Here is a 15,563-nt window from a genome sequence, read left to right on the forward strand (position 1 = left end):
ACCAATGACAGTCGCGGTTGAAACGAGAGAAACGGTGGTCCACGGCGACCGCGTCTCGCTGCTACGCGTGCTCGGCCCCGCCCATGTCTGGGCGCTCGGCGTCGGCATCGTGCTGGTCGGCGAGTTCACCGGCTGGAATTTTGCCGCCGACAAGGGCGGCGCGCTCGCCGCGCTGATCGTCTGCTGGGTCGTCGGACTGCTCTACACCTCGGTCGCGATGATCGATTCGGAAGTGACGTCGACGGTCGCCGCCGCCGGCGGCCAGTACGCGCAGGCCAAGCACATCGTCGGGCCACTGATGGCTTTCAACGTCGCGCTGTTCCTGGTCTTTGCCTACACGATGCTCGAAGTCTCGGATGCGATCCTGCTCGGCGACACCATCGTTGCCAAAGCAGGTGTCGAGGGATTGACCCACAATTCCTTCATCGCCGCCACCATCGTCGTGCTGGCATGGCTCAACTATCGCGGCGTGCTGATGACGCTCAACGTCAACTTCGTCATCACGGCGATCGCCTATATCTCGATCGTCATCCTGTTCTTTTCGGTCAGTCCATGGACGCAAGGGGCGGTGCTGAAGCTCAACGAACTGGTCACTCCCGGCAACGCGCTGCCCTATGGCTGGATCGGCGTGATCGCCGCCTTCCAGTTCGGCATCTGGTACTATCTCGGCATCGAGGGCACCACGCAAGCGGCCGAGGAAGTGCGCTCGCCGGCGCGTTCCCTGCCCTACGGCACGATGGCCGGCATGATCACGCTTCTGATCGCCGCCGCCATGACCTGGTATGTCTGCGCCTCGCTGATGCCGTGGGAATATCTCGGCATCACCTATTATCCGCTCTGGGACGCCGGCAAGCTGACCGGCAGCCCGCTGCTCGAGAACCTGCTCTTCATCGCGACGCTGCTTGCAGCCCTTGCCTCGGCCAATGGCTGCATCAATGACGCCGCCCGCGCCTGGTTCTCGCTCGGCCGCGACCGCTACCTGCCGAGCTGGTTCTCGGCGGTGCATCCGAAGTATCGCACGCCCTATCGGTCGATCCTGTTCCTGCTGCCGATCGCGCTGGCCTTCGCCTTCATCGCCGATCTCAACCAGGCGATCACCTTCTCGATCCTGTCGGGCGTGCTGCAATACACCTTCATGAGCATCAACATCATGATGTTCCGCAAGAAGTGGCCGCTCGGCTCGATCCGCCGTGGCTACACGCATCCCTTCCATCCGCTGCCGGCGATCGTGCTGTTCTGCCTGTGCGTGGTGACCTTCTTCGCCATCTTCCTCGGCTTCGGCTCGCAGCTGATCGCGATGATCGCCTTCTACTTCCTGATCTCGCTGTGGTTCCACTTCTACCGCTACAAGTTCGTGCGCCGCGGCGACCAGTTCACCATGCCCTGGCCGAAGCCGCAGGGCTATTGAACGGAAAAAGACCCGCCGCCTGGCGGCGGATCTTGGCGTGTCGAGATGTCTGAGTTGACGTCAATCTTGTTTGCCGGGGCGATCGTATTTGCGGTCGTCCTTCACCTTGCCTGGCTTGCGCGCTCCAGCCGCAACAGGGCCAGGGCGGCGCTCGCCGACGACGAGGCCGCCATCCGCGCCGTTATTCGCGACGCGATCGACGTCTCCGGCGGCACGGCCGGCGTCGCTACCTGGGCGGGTTCGCACAAGGGCGAGCGAGCGCAGGTGCGTACCATCGTTGACACGCTCGCGACCAGAAAGCTTCCCGCGCGCTGGCTCAGCGTGTCGATCACCGAGCCGGTGGCGGTGCCGGGCGTTTTCGACATGATGATGCGGCCGGGATCGCCGACGAGCTTCTCCAATTTCGACCATCTCGAACACACGCTGCCGAAGACGGCGGCGTTCCCCGACGAGGCGGTGCTGCGGACAGACCGCAAAGGCATCGTCTTCCCGCAGGAGGTGATCGCCGCGCATGCCGGGATATTCGGCGAAAGCCGCGCCAAGGAATTGCTGATCACGCCGAAGGGCGTGCGCATCGTGTGGCTGCTGGCCCAGGCCGATCGGGCGCGCTACGGTGTGTTCCGGCAAGCCGCTTTCGGCGACGCGAGGCTCGATCCGACATTGATCGAAAAACTGCTCGAAGCCGCAGCCTCGGTTCGCGACGCGATCAACCAGTGCGAAAGGCAGGCCGCATGAGCAACGCCACCGAACCCGCCGCCCGGCCTTCGAACCCTTATCTTGTGCTGGCCTCCGCGATCGTCCTGCCGGGCAGCGGACATGTCATGCTCGGCTTGCCGGCGCGGGGCCTGCAGTTCCTGTTCTTCATGGTGATCCTCGGCTGGGTCACAACCAAGGTGGCGCCGGCGGATGCCAGCTTCATCGGTCGCCATGCCGGCGGGTTCCTGATCTATGCGTTGTCGATCCTCGATGCCTACACGATAGCGCGGGTCCGCCACGCGATATGGGCCCACGGCCATCCCGACGGCGACAACGCTACAGGCGGCGCGAGAACGGAAATATAATCAGAGGAAAATTTCTTTCATGCCATTGAATTCGCGGATTTCATTCGGTACACCATTTGGAAGCCACAAACGTCGGAGGCTGACATGTGCGGAATCGTCGGACTTTTCCTCAAGGACAAGACGCTGGAGCGGAAGCTCGGCGCCATGCTGTCGGAGATGCTTATCTCGCTCAGCGACCGCGGTCCGGACAGCGCCGGCATCGCCATCTATGGCGCGGCGACCGGCAACGAGGCCAAGATCACCGTGCAGTCGCCGAAGCCCGAGCGCGATTTCCGCGGCCTCGACGTCGAGCTCGCCAAGGCGGTCGGCGCGCCGGTGAGCGTCGCGGTGAAGTCGACGCATGCGGTTATCCGCACCACGCCCGACAAGGTCGACGCCGCGCGTGAGGCGCTGCAGTCGCTTCGGCCCGATATCCGCATCATGGGCGCCGGCGAAGCAGTCGAGATCTACAAGGAAGTCGGCCTGCCGGAAGCCGTCGTCGATCGCTTCGACGTGCGCTCGATGACCGGCACGCATGGCATCGGCCACACCCGCATGGCGACGGAGTCGGCGGTCACTACGATGGGCGCGCATCCCTTCTCGACCGGCGCCGACCAGTGCCTGGTGCACAACGGTTCGCTCTCCAACCACAACAATGTCCGCCGCGAGCTGGTGCGCGAAGGCATGACCTTCGAGACGGAGAATGATACGGAAGTGGCGGCCGCCTATCTCTCCAACAGGATGGCGCATGGCAAGAATCTCGGCGAAGCGCTCGAAGGCACGCTCTCCGACCTCGACGGCTTTTTCACCTTCGTCGTCGGGACCAAGAACGGCTTCGGCGTTGTGCGCGATCCGATCGCCTGCAAGCCGGCCGTGATGGCCGAGACCGACCAGTATGTCGCGTTTGGCTCGGAATATCGCGCGCTCACAAAATTGCCCGGCATAGACAATGCGAGGGTCTGGGAGCCGGAGCCCGCAACGGTCTATTTCTGGGAGCATTGAGTTCATGCCTGCAACACCCATGCCGAAGGCGCAGCGCGAGCAAGGCCATGCGAGGGTCTTCGACCTCGCAGAACAGTCGCTGCGCGAGCTGAACCAGGCGCTTCATCAGCTGACCCCCGGCTCGAACGAGACCGCTTGGGAAGTGCTCAACCCGAAAGGCAGCCATTCGGTCGCCGTCGGCGTCGACCAGCCGATCAGCATCGATGTGCGCGGCAGCGTCGGCTATTACTGCGCCGGCATGAATGATGGTGCCGCGATCACCGTGCATGGCTCGGCCGGCCCCGGCGTCGGCGAGAACATGATGTCCGGCTCGATCGTGGTCAAAGGCGATGCCAGCCAGTATGCCGGCGCCACCGGCCGCGGCGGGCTGCTGGTCATCGAGGGCAATGCTTCCTCGCGCTGCGGCATCTCGATGAAGGGCATCGATATCATCGTGCACGGCAATATCGGCCACATGTCGGCCTTCATGGCGCAGTCCGGCAATCTGGTGGTGCTGGGCGATGCCGGCGACGCCCTGGGCGATTCCATCTATGAGGCGCGGCTCTTCGTGCGCGGCAAGGTCGAAAGCCTGGGTGCCGACTGCATCGCCAAGGAGATGCGGCCCGAGCATATCGAACTGCTGCAGGGCCTGCTCGACAAGGCCGGTGTCACCGACGTCGAAGCTTCGGAGTTCAAGCGCTACGGCTCGGCCCGGAAGCTCTACAATTTCAATATCGACAACGCCGACGCGTATTGAGGCAAGATGACCTACCGCAACCCGCCGACGACGCCACGCAAGTCCGCGACCTTCGACGACTACACGCTTTCCGAAATACGCCGCGCGGCCGCGACCGGCATCTATGACATCCGCGGGGCCGGCGCCAAGCGCAAGCTGCCGCATTTCGACGACCTCCTGTTCCTCGGCGCCTCGATCTCGCGCTATCCGCTTGAAGGCTATAGGGAGCGCTGCGACACCAGCGTGGTGCTGGGCTCGCGCCACGCCAAAAAGCCGATCGAGCTGAAGATCCCGATCACCATCGCCGGCATGAGCTTCGGCTCGCTCTCCGGTCCGGCCAAGGAAGCGCTCGGCCGAGGCGCGACGCTTTCCGGCACCTCGACCACTACCGGCGACGGCGGCATGACCGAGGAAGAGCGCGGCCATTCGAAGACGCTGGTCTACCAATACCTGCCGTCGCGCTACGGCATGAACCCGCGTGACCTGCGCCGTGCCGACGCGATCGAAGTTGTCGTCGGACAGGGCGCCAAGCCCGGCGGCGGCGGCATGCTGCTGGGACAGAAGATCTCCGACCGCGTCGCCGAGATGCGCACGCTGCCCAAGGGCATCGACCAGCGCTCGGCCTCGCGCCATCCCGACTGGACCGGCCCGGACGATCTCGAGATCAAGATCCTGGAGCTGCGCGAGATCACCGACTGGGAGAAGCCGATCTACGTCAAGGTCGGGGGCGCCCGTCCTTATTACGACACCGCGCTTGCGGTGAAGGCCGGCGCCGACGTCGTCGTGGTCGACGGCATGCAGGGCGGCACCGCCGCGACCCAGGAAGTATTCATCGAGAACGTCGGTCAGCCGACGCTCGCCTGCATCAGGCCGGCGGTGCAGGCCCTGCAGGACCTCGGCATGCACCGCAAGGTGCAGCTGATCGTCTCCGGCGGCATCCGCAACGGCGCCGATGTCGCCAAGGCGCTGGCGCTCGGCGTCGACGCGGTGTCGATCGGCACCGCCGCACTCGTGGCGCTTGGCGACAACGACCCGCGCTGGGAGACGGATTACAACGCGCTCGGCACCACGGCCGGCGCCTATGACGACTGGCACGAAGGCAAGGACCCGGCCGGCATCACCACGCAGGATCCCGAGTTGATGAAGCGCGTCGATCCGATCGCCGCCGGTCGGCGGCTCGCCAACTACTTGAAGGTGATGACGCTCGAGGCTCAAACCATTGCCCGCGCCTGCGGCAAGAACAGCCTGCACAATCTCGAGCCCGAGGACCTGGTCGCGCTCAGCATCGAAGCAGCCGCCATGGCCGGCGTGCCGCTTGCCGGCACCAACTGGATACCGGGGAAGAACGGCTTCTAGGACACTCCATCCAGGATCACATAAGCGAGGAACTATAATGGGGAACGATCTCGCCGCATTCGCCAAGGAGAACGGCGTCAAATACTTCATGATCTCCTACACCGACCTGTTCGGCGGGCAGCGTGCCAAGCTGGTGCCGGCGCAGGCGATCGCCGACATGCAGAAGGACGGCGCCGGATTTGCCGGCTTCGCCACGTGGCTCGATCTCACGCCGGCGCACCCCGACATGCTGGCGGTGCCGGATCCGGATTCGGTGATCCAGCTGCCGTGGAAGCCGGAGGTAGCCTGGGTGGCGGCCACGTGCGTGATGGACGACAAGCTCGTCGACCAGGCGCCGCGCAACACGTTGAAGCGGCTGATCGAAGAGGCCGCCCGCGACGGCATGCATGTCAAGACCGGCATCGAGGCCGAGTTCTTCCTGATCTCGCCGGACGGCAGCGCTATCTCCGACCAGTACGACACGGCGTCGAAACCCTGCTACGACCAGCAAGCGGTGATGCGTCGCTACGACGTGATCGCCGAGATCTGCGACCATATGCTGGCGCTGGGCTGGGGTCCGTACCAGAACGACCATGAGGACGCCAACGGCCAGTTCGAAATGAACTGGACCTTCGATCACGCGCTGGCGACCGCCGACAAGCACTCTTTCTTCAAGTTTATGGTCAAGTCAGTTGCGGAAAAGCATGGGCTGCGCGCGACTTTCATGCCCAAGCCCTTCCAGGGCCTGACCGGCAATGGCTGCCATGCGCACATCTCGGTGTGGGACGAGACCGGCAAGACCAATGTCTTCGCCGACAATTCGGAGGAGCTCGGCCTGTCCGCCAAGGGCAGGAACTTCCTCGGCGGCATCATGAAGCATGCTTCGGCACTTGCCGCGATCACCAATCCGACGGTCAACTCCTACAAGCGCATCAACGCGCCGCGCACCATTTCGGGCGCCACCTGGGCGCCAAACACGGTGACCTGGACCGGTAACAACCGTACCCACATGGTGCGCGTGCCGGGACCGGGCCGCTTCGAGCTGCGTCTGCCGGACGGCGCCGCCAATCCCTATTTGCTGCAGGCAGTGATCATCGCTGCCGGCCTCGACGGCATCCGCTCGAAGGCCGATCCCGGCAAGCGCTACGACATCGACATGTACCAGTTCGGTCATACCGTGACGGATGCGCCGAAACTGCCGCTCAACCTGCTCGATGCGCTGCGTGAGTTCGACAAGGACAAATCGCTGAAGGCGGCGCTGGGTGAGGAATTTTCGTCGGCATATCTAAAGCTGAAGCAACAGGAATGGAATTCCTATGCTTCGCACTTCACGCAGTGGGAGCGCGACCACACGCTGGACATCTAAAGCCCGTCGGCCGTGCAATCCGATGCGATAGAGAAGAGTCGGCGTGGGCGAGCGGCCTCGGAATGATTTCATGAAATACTCGATCTTCTCGCTCGCCCGTGCCGCCCTCTCCGGCCACAAGACCTGGAAGCCGACCTGGCGGGATGCGGCTCCGAAGGATCGCTACGACGTGGTGATCATCGGCGGCGGCGGGCACGGGCTGGCGACCGCCTGGTTCCTCGCCAACGAGTTTGGCATCCGCAACGTTGCGGTGCTGGAGAAGGGCTGGATCGGCTCCGGCAATGCCGGCCGCAACACCACCATCATCCGCTCCAATTACGGCCTGCCCGGCAACACCGGCTTTTACGAATTGTCGATGAAGCTGTGGGAGCGGATGGAGCAGGATTTGAACTACAACGCGATGGTCAGCCAGCGCGGCGTCATCAACCTCTACCATTCCGACGCGCAGCGCGACGTCTTTGCCCGACGCGGCAACACCATGCGCATCAACGGCATCGATGCCGAGTTGCTCGACCAGGCGGCGCTCAGGAAGATGATGCCGTTCCTGAACTTCGACAATGCGCGCTTCCCGGTGCAGGGCGGGCTGTTGCAGCGACGCGGCGGCACGGCACGTCACGATGCCGTGGTCTGGGGCTACGCGCACGCGGCGAGCGAGCTCGGCGTCGACATCATCCAGAACTGCGAAGTCACCGGCTTCATGCGCGACACCAACGGCAAGGTCTCCGGCGTAGAGACCTCGCGCGGCCGGATCGGCGCCGGCAAGGTCGGCATGGCGGTCGCGGGCAGTTCCTCACGCGTCGCGGCGATGGCCGGACTGCGCCTGCCGATCGAGAGCCATGTACTGCAGGCCTTCGTCTCCGAAGCGATCAAGCCGCTCCTGCCCAACGTCATGACCTTCGGCGCCGGGCATTTCTATGTCAGCCAGTCGGACAAGGGCGGGCTGGTGTTCGGCGGCGACATCGACGGCTACAACTCCTATGCCCAGCGCGGCAATCTGCCTGTCGTGGAGGATGTTTGCGAAGGCGGCATGGCGCTGATCCCGATGATCGGCCGCGTGCGGCTTCTGCGCCAGTGGGGCGGCATCATGGACATGTCGATGGACGGCTCGCCGATCATCGACAAGAGCCCGGTCGACGGCCTCTATCTCAATGCCGGCTGGTGCTATGGCGGCTTCAAGGCGACGCCTGGCTCCGGCTTCGTCTTTGCTCATCTCATCGCCCGCGATCAATCGCACAAGGAAGCCGCCCGCTTCCGCCTCGACCGGTTCCAGCGCGGCGCCATGATTGACGAGAAGGGCCAGGGCGCCCAACCGAACCTCCATTGAAGACCCGACCATGCGCATAGTCTGTCCCTTCTGCGGCGAACGCGACCTCGGCGAGTTCACCTATCTCGGCGACGCCAAGCCGCAGCGCCCGCCTGCCGATGCCGGTGAAGACGCCGTCTACGACTACGTCTACCTGCGCGACAACATCGCCGGTGTGATGAGCGAGCATTGGTATCACGGCGGCGGCTGCCGGGCCTGGCTGAAGGTCACGCGCAACACGCTGACGCATGAGATTTCTTTGGTTGAGGCCGCCGCCGGCGTTGGAGCGAGGCAGGGTGCGAAATGAGTCTCACGCTCCAGGTCGGCGCCGCCCCTCACCTGCCTGCCGGCATCCTCTGCCCGTATAGTGACGGGGAGAGGGGCGCTCTCGCCAACAGTTTCGCCAATCGCCAGCGTTGCAAGATAAGAGCCGGCATCGGGGCCAGCCCACTTCTCCCCGTCTCTATACGGGGAGAAGTGCCCGGCAGGGCGATGAGGGGCAGCGCTGCCCTTCACCATGATATCGAACCGAGAGGGTGACATCGTGACCTCTCAAGCCAATCGCCTCTCAACTGGCGGCCTTATCGACCGCTCGACGCCGCTGAGCTTCCGCTTCGACGGCAAGACACTCTCCGGCTTCCAGGGCGATACGCTTGCCTCGGCGCTCGTCGCCAACGGCGTCAAGCTGGTCGGCCGCTCGTTCAAATATCACCGCCCGCGCGGCATCCTGACGGCGGGCTCGGAAGAGCCCAACGCGCTGGTCGAGCTGCGCAGTGGCGCGAGGCGCGAGCCGAACACCAAGGCAACGACCGCCGAGCTCTATGAAGGGCTCGAGGCCGCCAGCCAGAACCGCTGGCCGTCGCTCAATTTCGACGTCATGGCGGTCAACCAGCTCTTCGCGCCGATTTTCGTCGCCGGCTTCTACTACAAGACCTTCATGTGGCCGGCGAAATTCTGGGAAGCGATCTACGAACCGGCGATCCGCCGCGCCGCCGGCCTCGGCCGCGCGGCGGGCATTCCCGATCCCGATCGCTATGACAAAGCATGGGCGCATTGCGACGTGGCGATCGCCGGCTCCGGCCCGGCCGGTCTCGCCGCCGCCGTTGCCGCCGCGCGCTGCGGCGCGCGCGTCATCCTGTGCGAGGAGGATTTTGTCCTCGGCGGGCGCTTGCTGGCCGATGGCGGTACGATCGACGGGCTGCCGGCGGCCGAATGGATTGCCCGTACCCTGGACGAACTCGCGGCGATGCCGGACGTTCGCATCATGACGCGCACGACGCTGTTCGGCGTCTATGACGGCGGTACCTATGGCGCGATCGAGCGCGTCAACGACCATCTGTCCCTACCGCCGGAGCATCAGGTGCGGCAGCGGCTTTGGCGTATCGCCGCCAAGCGCTGTGTCGTCGCGGCGGGCGCGATCGAACGTCCCATCGTCTTTGCCGGCAACGATACGCCTGGCGTGATGATGGCGTCGGCCATGCGCAGCTACATTAACCGCTACGCCGCTGCACCGGCGCGACGTATTGCGCTGTTCACCAACAATGAGGATGGCTGGCGCACGGCGGAGGCTGCGATCGCAACCGGACTGCAGGTCGCTGCGGTGATCGATGGGCGGCCAGACGTTTCGCCGGCCCGTCGCTCGCTGGCCGGCAAGGGCGGCTTCCCGGTGCTCAACGGCTCAGTCAGTGGCGTCGACGGCGGCAAGAGCGGTGTGCGCAAGATTTCCGTGTCGCTGACCGGCGGCGCGCGCGCCGAAGTCGAGGCCGACGGGCTTGCCGTCTCTGGCGGCTGGAACCCTGTGGTCGGCCTCACCTCCTATCATCGCGGCCGGCCGAAATGGCGCGACGATATCGCCGCCTTCGTGCCGGACGGCGCGCCGCCCGGCATGGCGGCGGCAGGCGCGGCGAACGGCGCCTTCGGCCTTGGCGCCTGCCTGCGGGAAGGTTTCGAGGCAGGTGCGGCAGCGGCGCGCGATACGGGACGGAGCGGCAACGCCGGATCGGCGCCCCTCGCCGACGACGAGGCCTTTTCGCTGACGCCGCTCTGGCATGTCGCCGGCAAAGGCAAGGCCTTCGTCGACCAGCAGCATGACGTGACGGCGTCCGATGTCGAGCTGGCGCAGCGCGAGGGTTTCGAGTCGGTCGAGCATCTGAAGCGCTACACGACGCTCGGCATGGCGACCGACCAGGGCAAGACCTCGAATGTCGCCGGCCTCGCCATCATGGCGGCGGTGTCGGGTAAATCCATTCCCGAAACCGGAACGACGATCTACCGGCCGCCTTATGTGCCGGTCGCCATCGGCGCCTTCGCCGGTCACCATCGCGACGAGAATTTCCATGCGACGCGGCTGACGCCGTCGCATCACTGGGCGGCCGAACAGGGCGCGGTGTTCGTCGACACCGGCCTGTGGAAGCGCGCGCAATGGTATCCGTTGCCCGGCGAAAAAGACTGGCTGGAATCGGTGACCCGCGAGGTCAAGGCGGTGCGAAGCGGCGTCGGCTTCTGCGATGTCTCGACGCTGGGCAAGATCGACGTGCACGGCCCGGATGCCGGCGCCTTCCTGGACCGCGTCTATATCAACGCGTTCTCCAGCCTCGCAGTTGGCAAAGCGCGTTATGGACTGATGCTGCGCGAGGACGGTGTCGTCTATGACGACGGCACCACCTCGCGCCTGGCCAAGGACCATTATTTCCTCACAACCACGACCGCCAAGGCTGGGCTGGTGATGCAGCATCTCGAATTCTGCCGCCAGGTCCTATTCCCCGAACTCGACGTGCAGCTGACCTCGGTCTCCGACCAGTGGGCGCAATTCTCCATCGCCGGTCCGAAGACCCGCGATCTGCTGAAGGAGATCGTCGATCCGGCCGAAGACCTGTCGAACGAAGGCTTTCCGTTCATGGGCGCGCGCGAAGTCAAGCTGCGCGGCGGCATCAAGGCGAGGCTGTTCCGGATCTCCTTCTCCGGCGAGATGGCGTTCGAGATTTCGGTGCCGGCGCGCTACGGCGAGGCTCTGGCGCGCAACCTGATGATCGCGGGAAAGCCGTTCGGCGTGACGCCTTACGGCACCGAGGCGCTCGGCGTGATGCGCATCGAAAAGGGCCATGTCGCCGGACCGGAGCTCAACGGCACCACAACGGCTGCCGATCTCGGTCTCGGCAAGATGATGTCGACCAAGAAGGATTTCATCGGCCGCGTCATGGCCGGCCGCGAAGCACTCGTCGCGCCGAACCGGCAGGTGGTCGTCGGCATCAAGCCGACCGACAAGGCGCGCCGCCTACGCTCCGGCGCGCACATCGTTCCCAAGGGCGAGACCCCCGGACCAGACAACGACCAGGGCTATATCACCTCGGTCTGCTTCTCACCGGTGCTCGACCAGTGGATCGGGCTCGGCCTCGTCGAGCGTGGCCGTGCGCGCATTGGTGAGATCGTGCGCGCTCATGATCCGCTGCGTGGCGAGGAGTACGATGTCGAGCTCTGCAATTCCGTCTTCTACGATCCGGATGGAGGGCGCCAGCGTGGCTGATTTTTCCTGGAACATCCGCAGCCCGCTCGAGCGCGCCCTGGTCGCCGGCCGTTATGGCGCGCCGGGCGAAGCCGGCGTGTCGCTGACCGAGATCCGCAATTTCGACCTCGTTCAGGTGATGGCGCGTCGCGGCAAGGCGGCCGAGACGGTCAATGCCGCGAAGGCTCGCTTCGGCGTCGCCGCACCGGAAACACCCAAGGCGGCCGACACGGCCGACGCGACGCTGATCTGGTCAGGACCGGACCAGTTTCTGGTGCTGTCGAGAGGCGGCGGGCAAAGGATGGAGACCCTTGCCCGCGTGTTTGCCGGTTTGGCCTCGCTTTCCGATCAATCACATGCGCGCGCGTTGATCAGCGTTTCCGGCGACAAGGCGCGCACGATGCTGGCCAAGCTGTCGTCGATCGACCTGCACCCCGAAATATTCCCGGTCGGCACGGCAGCCGCCACCTCGATCGACCATACCAGCGTGACGCTCTGGCGCGGGAAGAACCGACAAGACGGCCAGGCCGTGTTCAACCTCTTGGTATTCGCAACCTTTGCCGAAAGCCTGTGGCATACGATGCTCGACTCGGCCGCGGAGTATGGCGTGACGGTCGCGCATTCCGAGGAATTGGCGTAGGCGCCTCGCCGAGCGCGCCGCGGCGGCGCGAGGCGTTCTTTCGATGCGCATCATCCGCCACCGGCTTTCGCCGATGGCGGATGATTCGAGGTTGCCACCTTCTTATTCCGCAGCCAGCGCCAGCTGCGGTCTTTCGATGCCTTCGACCTGTTCCGGCTCCTGCGCCTGCTCGCCTGTCTTGGCCTTCTTGGGCTCGCGGCCAAAGAACAGGGCATAGCCCGCCGGCAGCACCAGGATGGTGAGCACGGTGGCGACGAGGATGCCGCCCATCATGGCGTAGGCCAGAGGCCCCCAGAAGACGGCGCGCGAGATCGGGATCAGCGCAAGCACCGCGGTCAGCGCCGTCAGCATGATCGGGCGGAAGCGGCGCACCGCAGCGCCGACGATCGCTTCCGATCGATCCATGCCGGCGGCGATGTCCTGGTCGATCTGGTCGACCAGGATGATCGAGTTTCGCATGATGATGCCGAGCAGCGCGATGACGCCGAGGATGGCGACAAAGCCGAAGGGCGCGCCGCTGATCAGAAGGGCTGCCGCGGCACCGATGATGCCGAGCGGGCCGGTGGCCAGCACCAGCATCGACTTGCCAAAATGCTGCAGCTGGACCATCAGCAAGATGACGATGACGGCCAGCATGATCGGTGCCTTGGCGGCGATCGAGGCCTGGCTTTCGGCCGAGTCCTCCGCGCCGCCCTGGATCTCGATCTTGTAGCCGGGGGCAAGGCCGGCGCGCAGGTCCTTCATGTCGTTGTACATCTTGGTGACGACGTCGTTCGACTGCACGCCATCCGGCAACGTGGCGCGCACGCTGATGGTCGGCAGACGGTCGCGCCGCCACTCGATGCCCTGCTCCATCACGGGCACCACTTTCGCCACCTGGGACAGGGGCACGGAGCCGCCGAAGTCGGTCGGGATGTAGACGGAGTCGACCGAGGACAGCAGATGACGGGTCGCCTCCGGCTCGCGGGCGACGATCGAGACCGTCTCTTCGCCGTCGCGGAAATCGTCGAGCGGCGCACCGGACATGGTTGCCTGCAGCATCTGGCGAATGCGCTGCGATGTGACGCCTAGTGCCCGGGCTCGGTCCTGGTCGATCACCAGCTTCATCGCCGGCACCGGCTCCAGCCAGTCGTCATGGACGGCGCCGAGCAGCGGGTTTGCTTCGAACCTTGCCTTCACCTCGTCGGCGATGCGGCGCACCTCCTGGCGATCCGGCCCCATGATGCGCATTTGCACCGGCCAGCCGGTCGGCGGCCCGAGGAACAAACGATCGACCTTGGCGCGGATCGACGGGAAGTCCTTGGCGAGGATGCCTCGCATCTTGACGATCAGCCGCTCGCGCGCCGGCTCATCCTTGGCCATCACCAGAAGCTGGGCAAAGTTCGGATTGCGAAGCTGCTGGTCGAGCGGCAGGAAGAAGCGCGGAGCGCCCTCGCCGATATAGGTAGCGATGAAGCGCTTGTCCTCGTCGTCCATCATCTTCGCTTCGAGCGCCTTGGCTTGGTTCTCGACCTCCTTGATCGATGTACCTTCCGGCAGCCAGAGATCGACCAGGATTTCCGGACGTGACGACTGCGGGAAGAAGTTCTGCGGGATGAACTGGAAGGCCCAGAGGCTGGTGCCGAAAGTGACCAGCGTCATCGCCAGCACGATGATGCGGTGGCGCACGGCCCAGGTGACCGTCGCGCGCAGCCGCCGGTAGAAGCCGGTGTCGAAGACGTCGTGGTGGGTGCCGGCGTGCTTGCGCTGCTTCAGGATCATGTAGCCCAGCCAGGGCGTGAAATAGACCGCGACGAACCACGACACGACCAGTGCGATGCCGACGACATAGAACAGCGTGCGCACATATTCGCCCGCGGTGGAGGCCGCGAAGCCGACCGGGATGAAGCCCGCGGTGGTGATCAGCGTGCCGGTCAGCATCGGGAAGGCGGTCGAGGAATAGGCGAAGCTCGCCGCCTCGATCTTGACCAGCCCCTCCTCCAGCTTGCGCTCCATCATCTCGACGACGATCATGGCGTCGTCGACCAGCAGACCGAGCGCGATGATCAGCGCGCCGAGCGAGATGCGCTGCAGGTCGATGCCGATCTCGTACATGATGGCGAAGGTGGCGGCTAAAACCAGCGGGATGGCGATCGCGATCACCAGGCCGGAGCGCCAGCCGATCGACAGGAACGAGACGACGAGAACGATCAGCAACGCTTCGCCGAGCGCCTCCATGAATTCGTTGACGGCATCCTTGACCACCTCCGGCTGGTCGGAGATCTGGTCGACCGCAACGCCATAAGGCAGACCTTCCTCGAAGCGCTTGTAGGTCGCCTCGACATCCTTACCGACGTCCCTGACATTGAAGCCCTTGGCCATGACGACGCCGACCTGGACGCTTTCGTGGCCGTTGAAGCGGTACTTGCGCTCATAAGGGTCCTCGAGGCCGGAAGAGACCGTGGCGATGTCGCCAAGACGCGTCACCTGATTGCCGGCGCGCAGCCTCAGCTCGCGGATATCGGCGGCCTTGGTGACGTCGCCCTCGACCGAGATGCGAACCGAGCGCAAGCCGGTATCGACCGAGCCCGCCGGATCAACGGCGTTCTGCCCTTTCACGGCATTCTGCAGGTCAAGCACCGTCAGGCCGCGCTCGGCGAGCGCCTTGGAGGACACATCGATATAGATCTTCTCGGGCTGGTCGCCGATGATGACGGCCTTTTCGACGCCCGGCGTCGCCAGCAGCATGTCGCGCGCCTGAACGGCGAATTTCTTCAGCTCGGGATAGGTGAAGCCGTCGCCGCTGATCGAATGCAGCGTGATGAAGGTGTCGCCGAACTCGTCGTTGAAATAGGGGCCGAGCAGGCCCTGCGGCAGTTCGTTGGCGATATCGCCGACCTTCTTGCGCACCTGGTAGAAGGCATCCTTCACCTCCTCGGCGTTGGTGTCGCCCTTTACCTGGAGCGTGATGATGGCGCTGCCGGCGCGGGTGTAGGAGCGGACAAAGTCGAGATGCGGCGTCTCCTGCAGCTTGCGCTCGATCTTGTTGACGACCTGGTCTTCCATGTCCTGGATCGAGGCGCCCGGCCAGACTGCCTGCACGACCATGACGCGGAAGGTGAAGTCCGGGTCTTCCTTCTGGCCCATGCGCATCAGGCCTAGCGCGCCGGCCAGAATAATGAGGCCGAACAGGAAGCGCGCGATGCTCGGATGCCCGATCGCCCAGCGCGAGAGGTTGAAGGGACGCTTTTCAGTGCTGCTGTCCGTGGTCAT

The 15,563-nt window shown here is 64.8% G+C and carries 12 protein-coding genes; 11 read left to right on the forward strand and 1 reads right to left on the reverse strand.

Annotated elements, in window-relative coordinates; translation table 11 throughout:
* The first annotated feature begins 4 nt into the window (after positions 1-4).
* From P9217_RS05705 to P9217_RS05755, 11 genes are all read left to right on the forward strand, one after another.
* Positions 5-1,408, forward strand: a complete 1,404-nt coding sequence (locus P9217_RS05705; protein ID WP_066988937.1) for an amino acid permease — start codon at positions 5-7, stop codon at positions 1,406-1,408.
* Between the two features lie 45 nt (positions 1,409-1,453).
* Positions 1,454-2,143 carry a hypothetical protein gene (locus P9217_RS05710; protein WP_278086451.1) on the forward strand — a complete coding sequence of 230 codons (690 nt, stop codon included), beginning with the start codon at positions 1,454-1,456 and terminating at the stop codon, positions 2,141-2,143.
* The gene (locus tag P9217_RS05715; protein WP_278086450.1) at positions 2,140-2,469 is read left to right on the forward strand and encodes a hypothetical protein; all 330 of its coding nucleotides are present in this window, start codon (positions 2,140-2,142) and stop codon (positions 2,467-2,469) included. Before P9217_RS05710 ends, P9217_RS05715 begins: the two co-directional genes overlap by 4 nt.
* 84 nt (positions 2,470-2,553) lie before the next feature.
* A complete protein-coding gene (locus tag P9217_RS05720) occupies positions 2,554-3,450 on the forward strand; it encodes a glutamine amidotransferase family protein (protein ID WP_278086449.1) in 897 nt (298 codons plus the stop codon).
* A gap of 4 nt (positions 3,451-3,454) precedes the next feature.
* The gene (locus P9217_RS05725) at positions 3,455-4,186 is read left to right on the forward strand and encodes a GXGXG domain-containing protein (RefSeq protein ID WP_164746766.1); all 732 of its coding nucleotides are present in this window, start codon (positions 3,455-3,457) and stop codon (positions 4,184-4,186) included.
* 6 nt (positions 4,187-4,192) lie between these two features.
* On the forward strand, positions 4,193-5,521 hold the full coding sequence (locus P9217_RS05730; RefSeq protein ID WP_066988947.1) for an FMN-binding glutamate synthase family protein: 1,329 nt from the start codon (positions 4,193-4,195) through the stop codon (positions 5,519-5,521).
* A gap of 37 nt (positions 5,522-5,558) precedes the next feature.
* A complete protein-coding gene (gene glnT, locus P9217_RS05735) occupies positions 5,559-6,866 on the forward strand; it encodes a type III glutamate--ammonia ligase (protein WP_066988949.1) in 1,308 nt (435 codons plus the stop codon).
* 70 nt (positions 6,867-6,936) lie between these two features.
* The gene (locus tag P9217_RS05740) at positions 6,937-8,190 is read left to right on the forward strand and encodes a sarcosine oxidase subunit beta family protein (RefSeq protein WP_278086448.1); all 1,254 of its coding nucleotides are present in this window, start codon (positions 6,937-6,939) and stop codon (positions 8,188-8,190) included.
* A 10-nt stretch (positions 8,191-8,200) separates the two neighbouring features.
* Positions 8,201-8,476: a sarcosine oxidase subunit delta gene (locus P9217_RS05745; RefSeq protein ID WP_278086447.1), complete on the forward strand. Its 276-nt coding sequence runs from the start codon at positions 8,201-8,203 to the stop codon at positions 8,474-8,476.
* A gap of 234 nt (positions 8,477-8,710) precedes the next feature.
* Positions 8,711-11,692 (forward strand): sarcosine oxidase subunit alpha, encoded by a 2,982-nt coding sequence (locus P9217_RS05750; protein WP_278086950.1) that lies wholly within the window; start codon positions 8,711-8,713, stop codon positions 11,690-11,692.
* The gene (locus P9217_RS05755; RefSeq protein WP_095823940.1) at positions 11,685-12,311 is read left to right on the forward strand and encodes a sarcosine oxidase subunit gamma family protein; all 627 of its coding nucleotides are present in this window, start codon (positions 11,685-11,687) and stop codon (positions 12,309-12,311) included. Before P9217_RS05750 ends, P9217_RS05755 begins: the two co-directional genes overlap by 8 nt.
* 102 nt (positions 12,312-12,413) lie before the next feature.
* Here the strand turns inward: P9217_RS05755 and P9217_RS05760 are convergent, their stop codons facing one another.
* Positions 12,414-15,563: an efflux RND transporter permease subunit gene (locus P9217_RS05760; protein WP_127214926.1), complete on the reverse strand. Its 3,150-nt coding sequence runs from the start codon at positions 15,561-15,563 to the stop codon at positions 12,414-12,416.

Source organism: Mesorhizobium sp. WSM4989 (assembly GCF_029625795.1).
Taxonomy (GTDB): domain Bacteria; phylum Pseudomonadota; class Alphaproteobacteria; order Rhizobiales; family Rhizobiaceae; genus Mesorhizobium.

Bases quoted from the DNA above. Each gene is read 5' to 3' on its own strand.
- P9217_RS05740 (WP_278086448.1), top strand. From the start codon at position 6,937: ATGAAATACTCGATCTTCTCGCTCGCCCGTGCCGCCCTCTCCGGCCAC.
- glnT (WP_066988949.1), top strand. From the start codon at position 5,559: ATGGGGAACGATCTCGCCGCATTCGCCAAGGAGAACGGCGTCAAATAC.
- P9217_RS05720 (WP_278086449.1), top strand. From the start codon at position 2,554: ATGTGCGGAATCGTCGGACTTTTCCTCAAGGACAAGACGCTGGAGCGG.
- P9217_RS05725 (WP_164746766.1), top strand. From the start codon at position 3,455: ATGCCTGCAACACCCATGCCGAAGGCGCAGCGCGAGCAAGGCCATGCG.
- P9217_RS05715 (WP_278086450.1), top strand. From the start codon at position 2,140: ATGAGCAACGCCACCGAACCCGCCGCCCGGCCTTCGAACCCTTATCTT.
- P9217_RS05710 (WP_278086451.1), top strand. From the start codon at position 1,454: ATGTCTGAGTTGACGTCAATCTTGTTTGCCGGGGCGATCGTATTTGCG.
- P9217_RS05745 (WP_278086447.1), top strand. From the start codon at position 8,201: ATGCGCATAGTCTGTCCCTTCTGCGGCGAACGCGACCTCGGCGAGTTC.
- P9217_RS05760 (WP_127214926.1), bottom strand. From the start codon at position 15,563: ATGACCACGGACAGCAGCACTGAAAAGCGTCCCTTCAACCTCTCGCGC.
- P9217_RS05730 (WP_066988947.1), top strand. From the start codon at position 4,193: ATGACCTACCGCAACCCGCCGACGACGCCACGCAAGTCCGCGACCTTC.
- P9217_RS05705 (WP_066988937.1), top strand. From the start codon at position 5: ATGACAGTCGCGGTTGAAACGAGAGAAACGGTGGTCCACGGCGACCGC.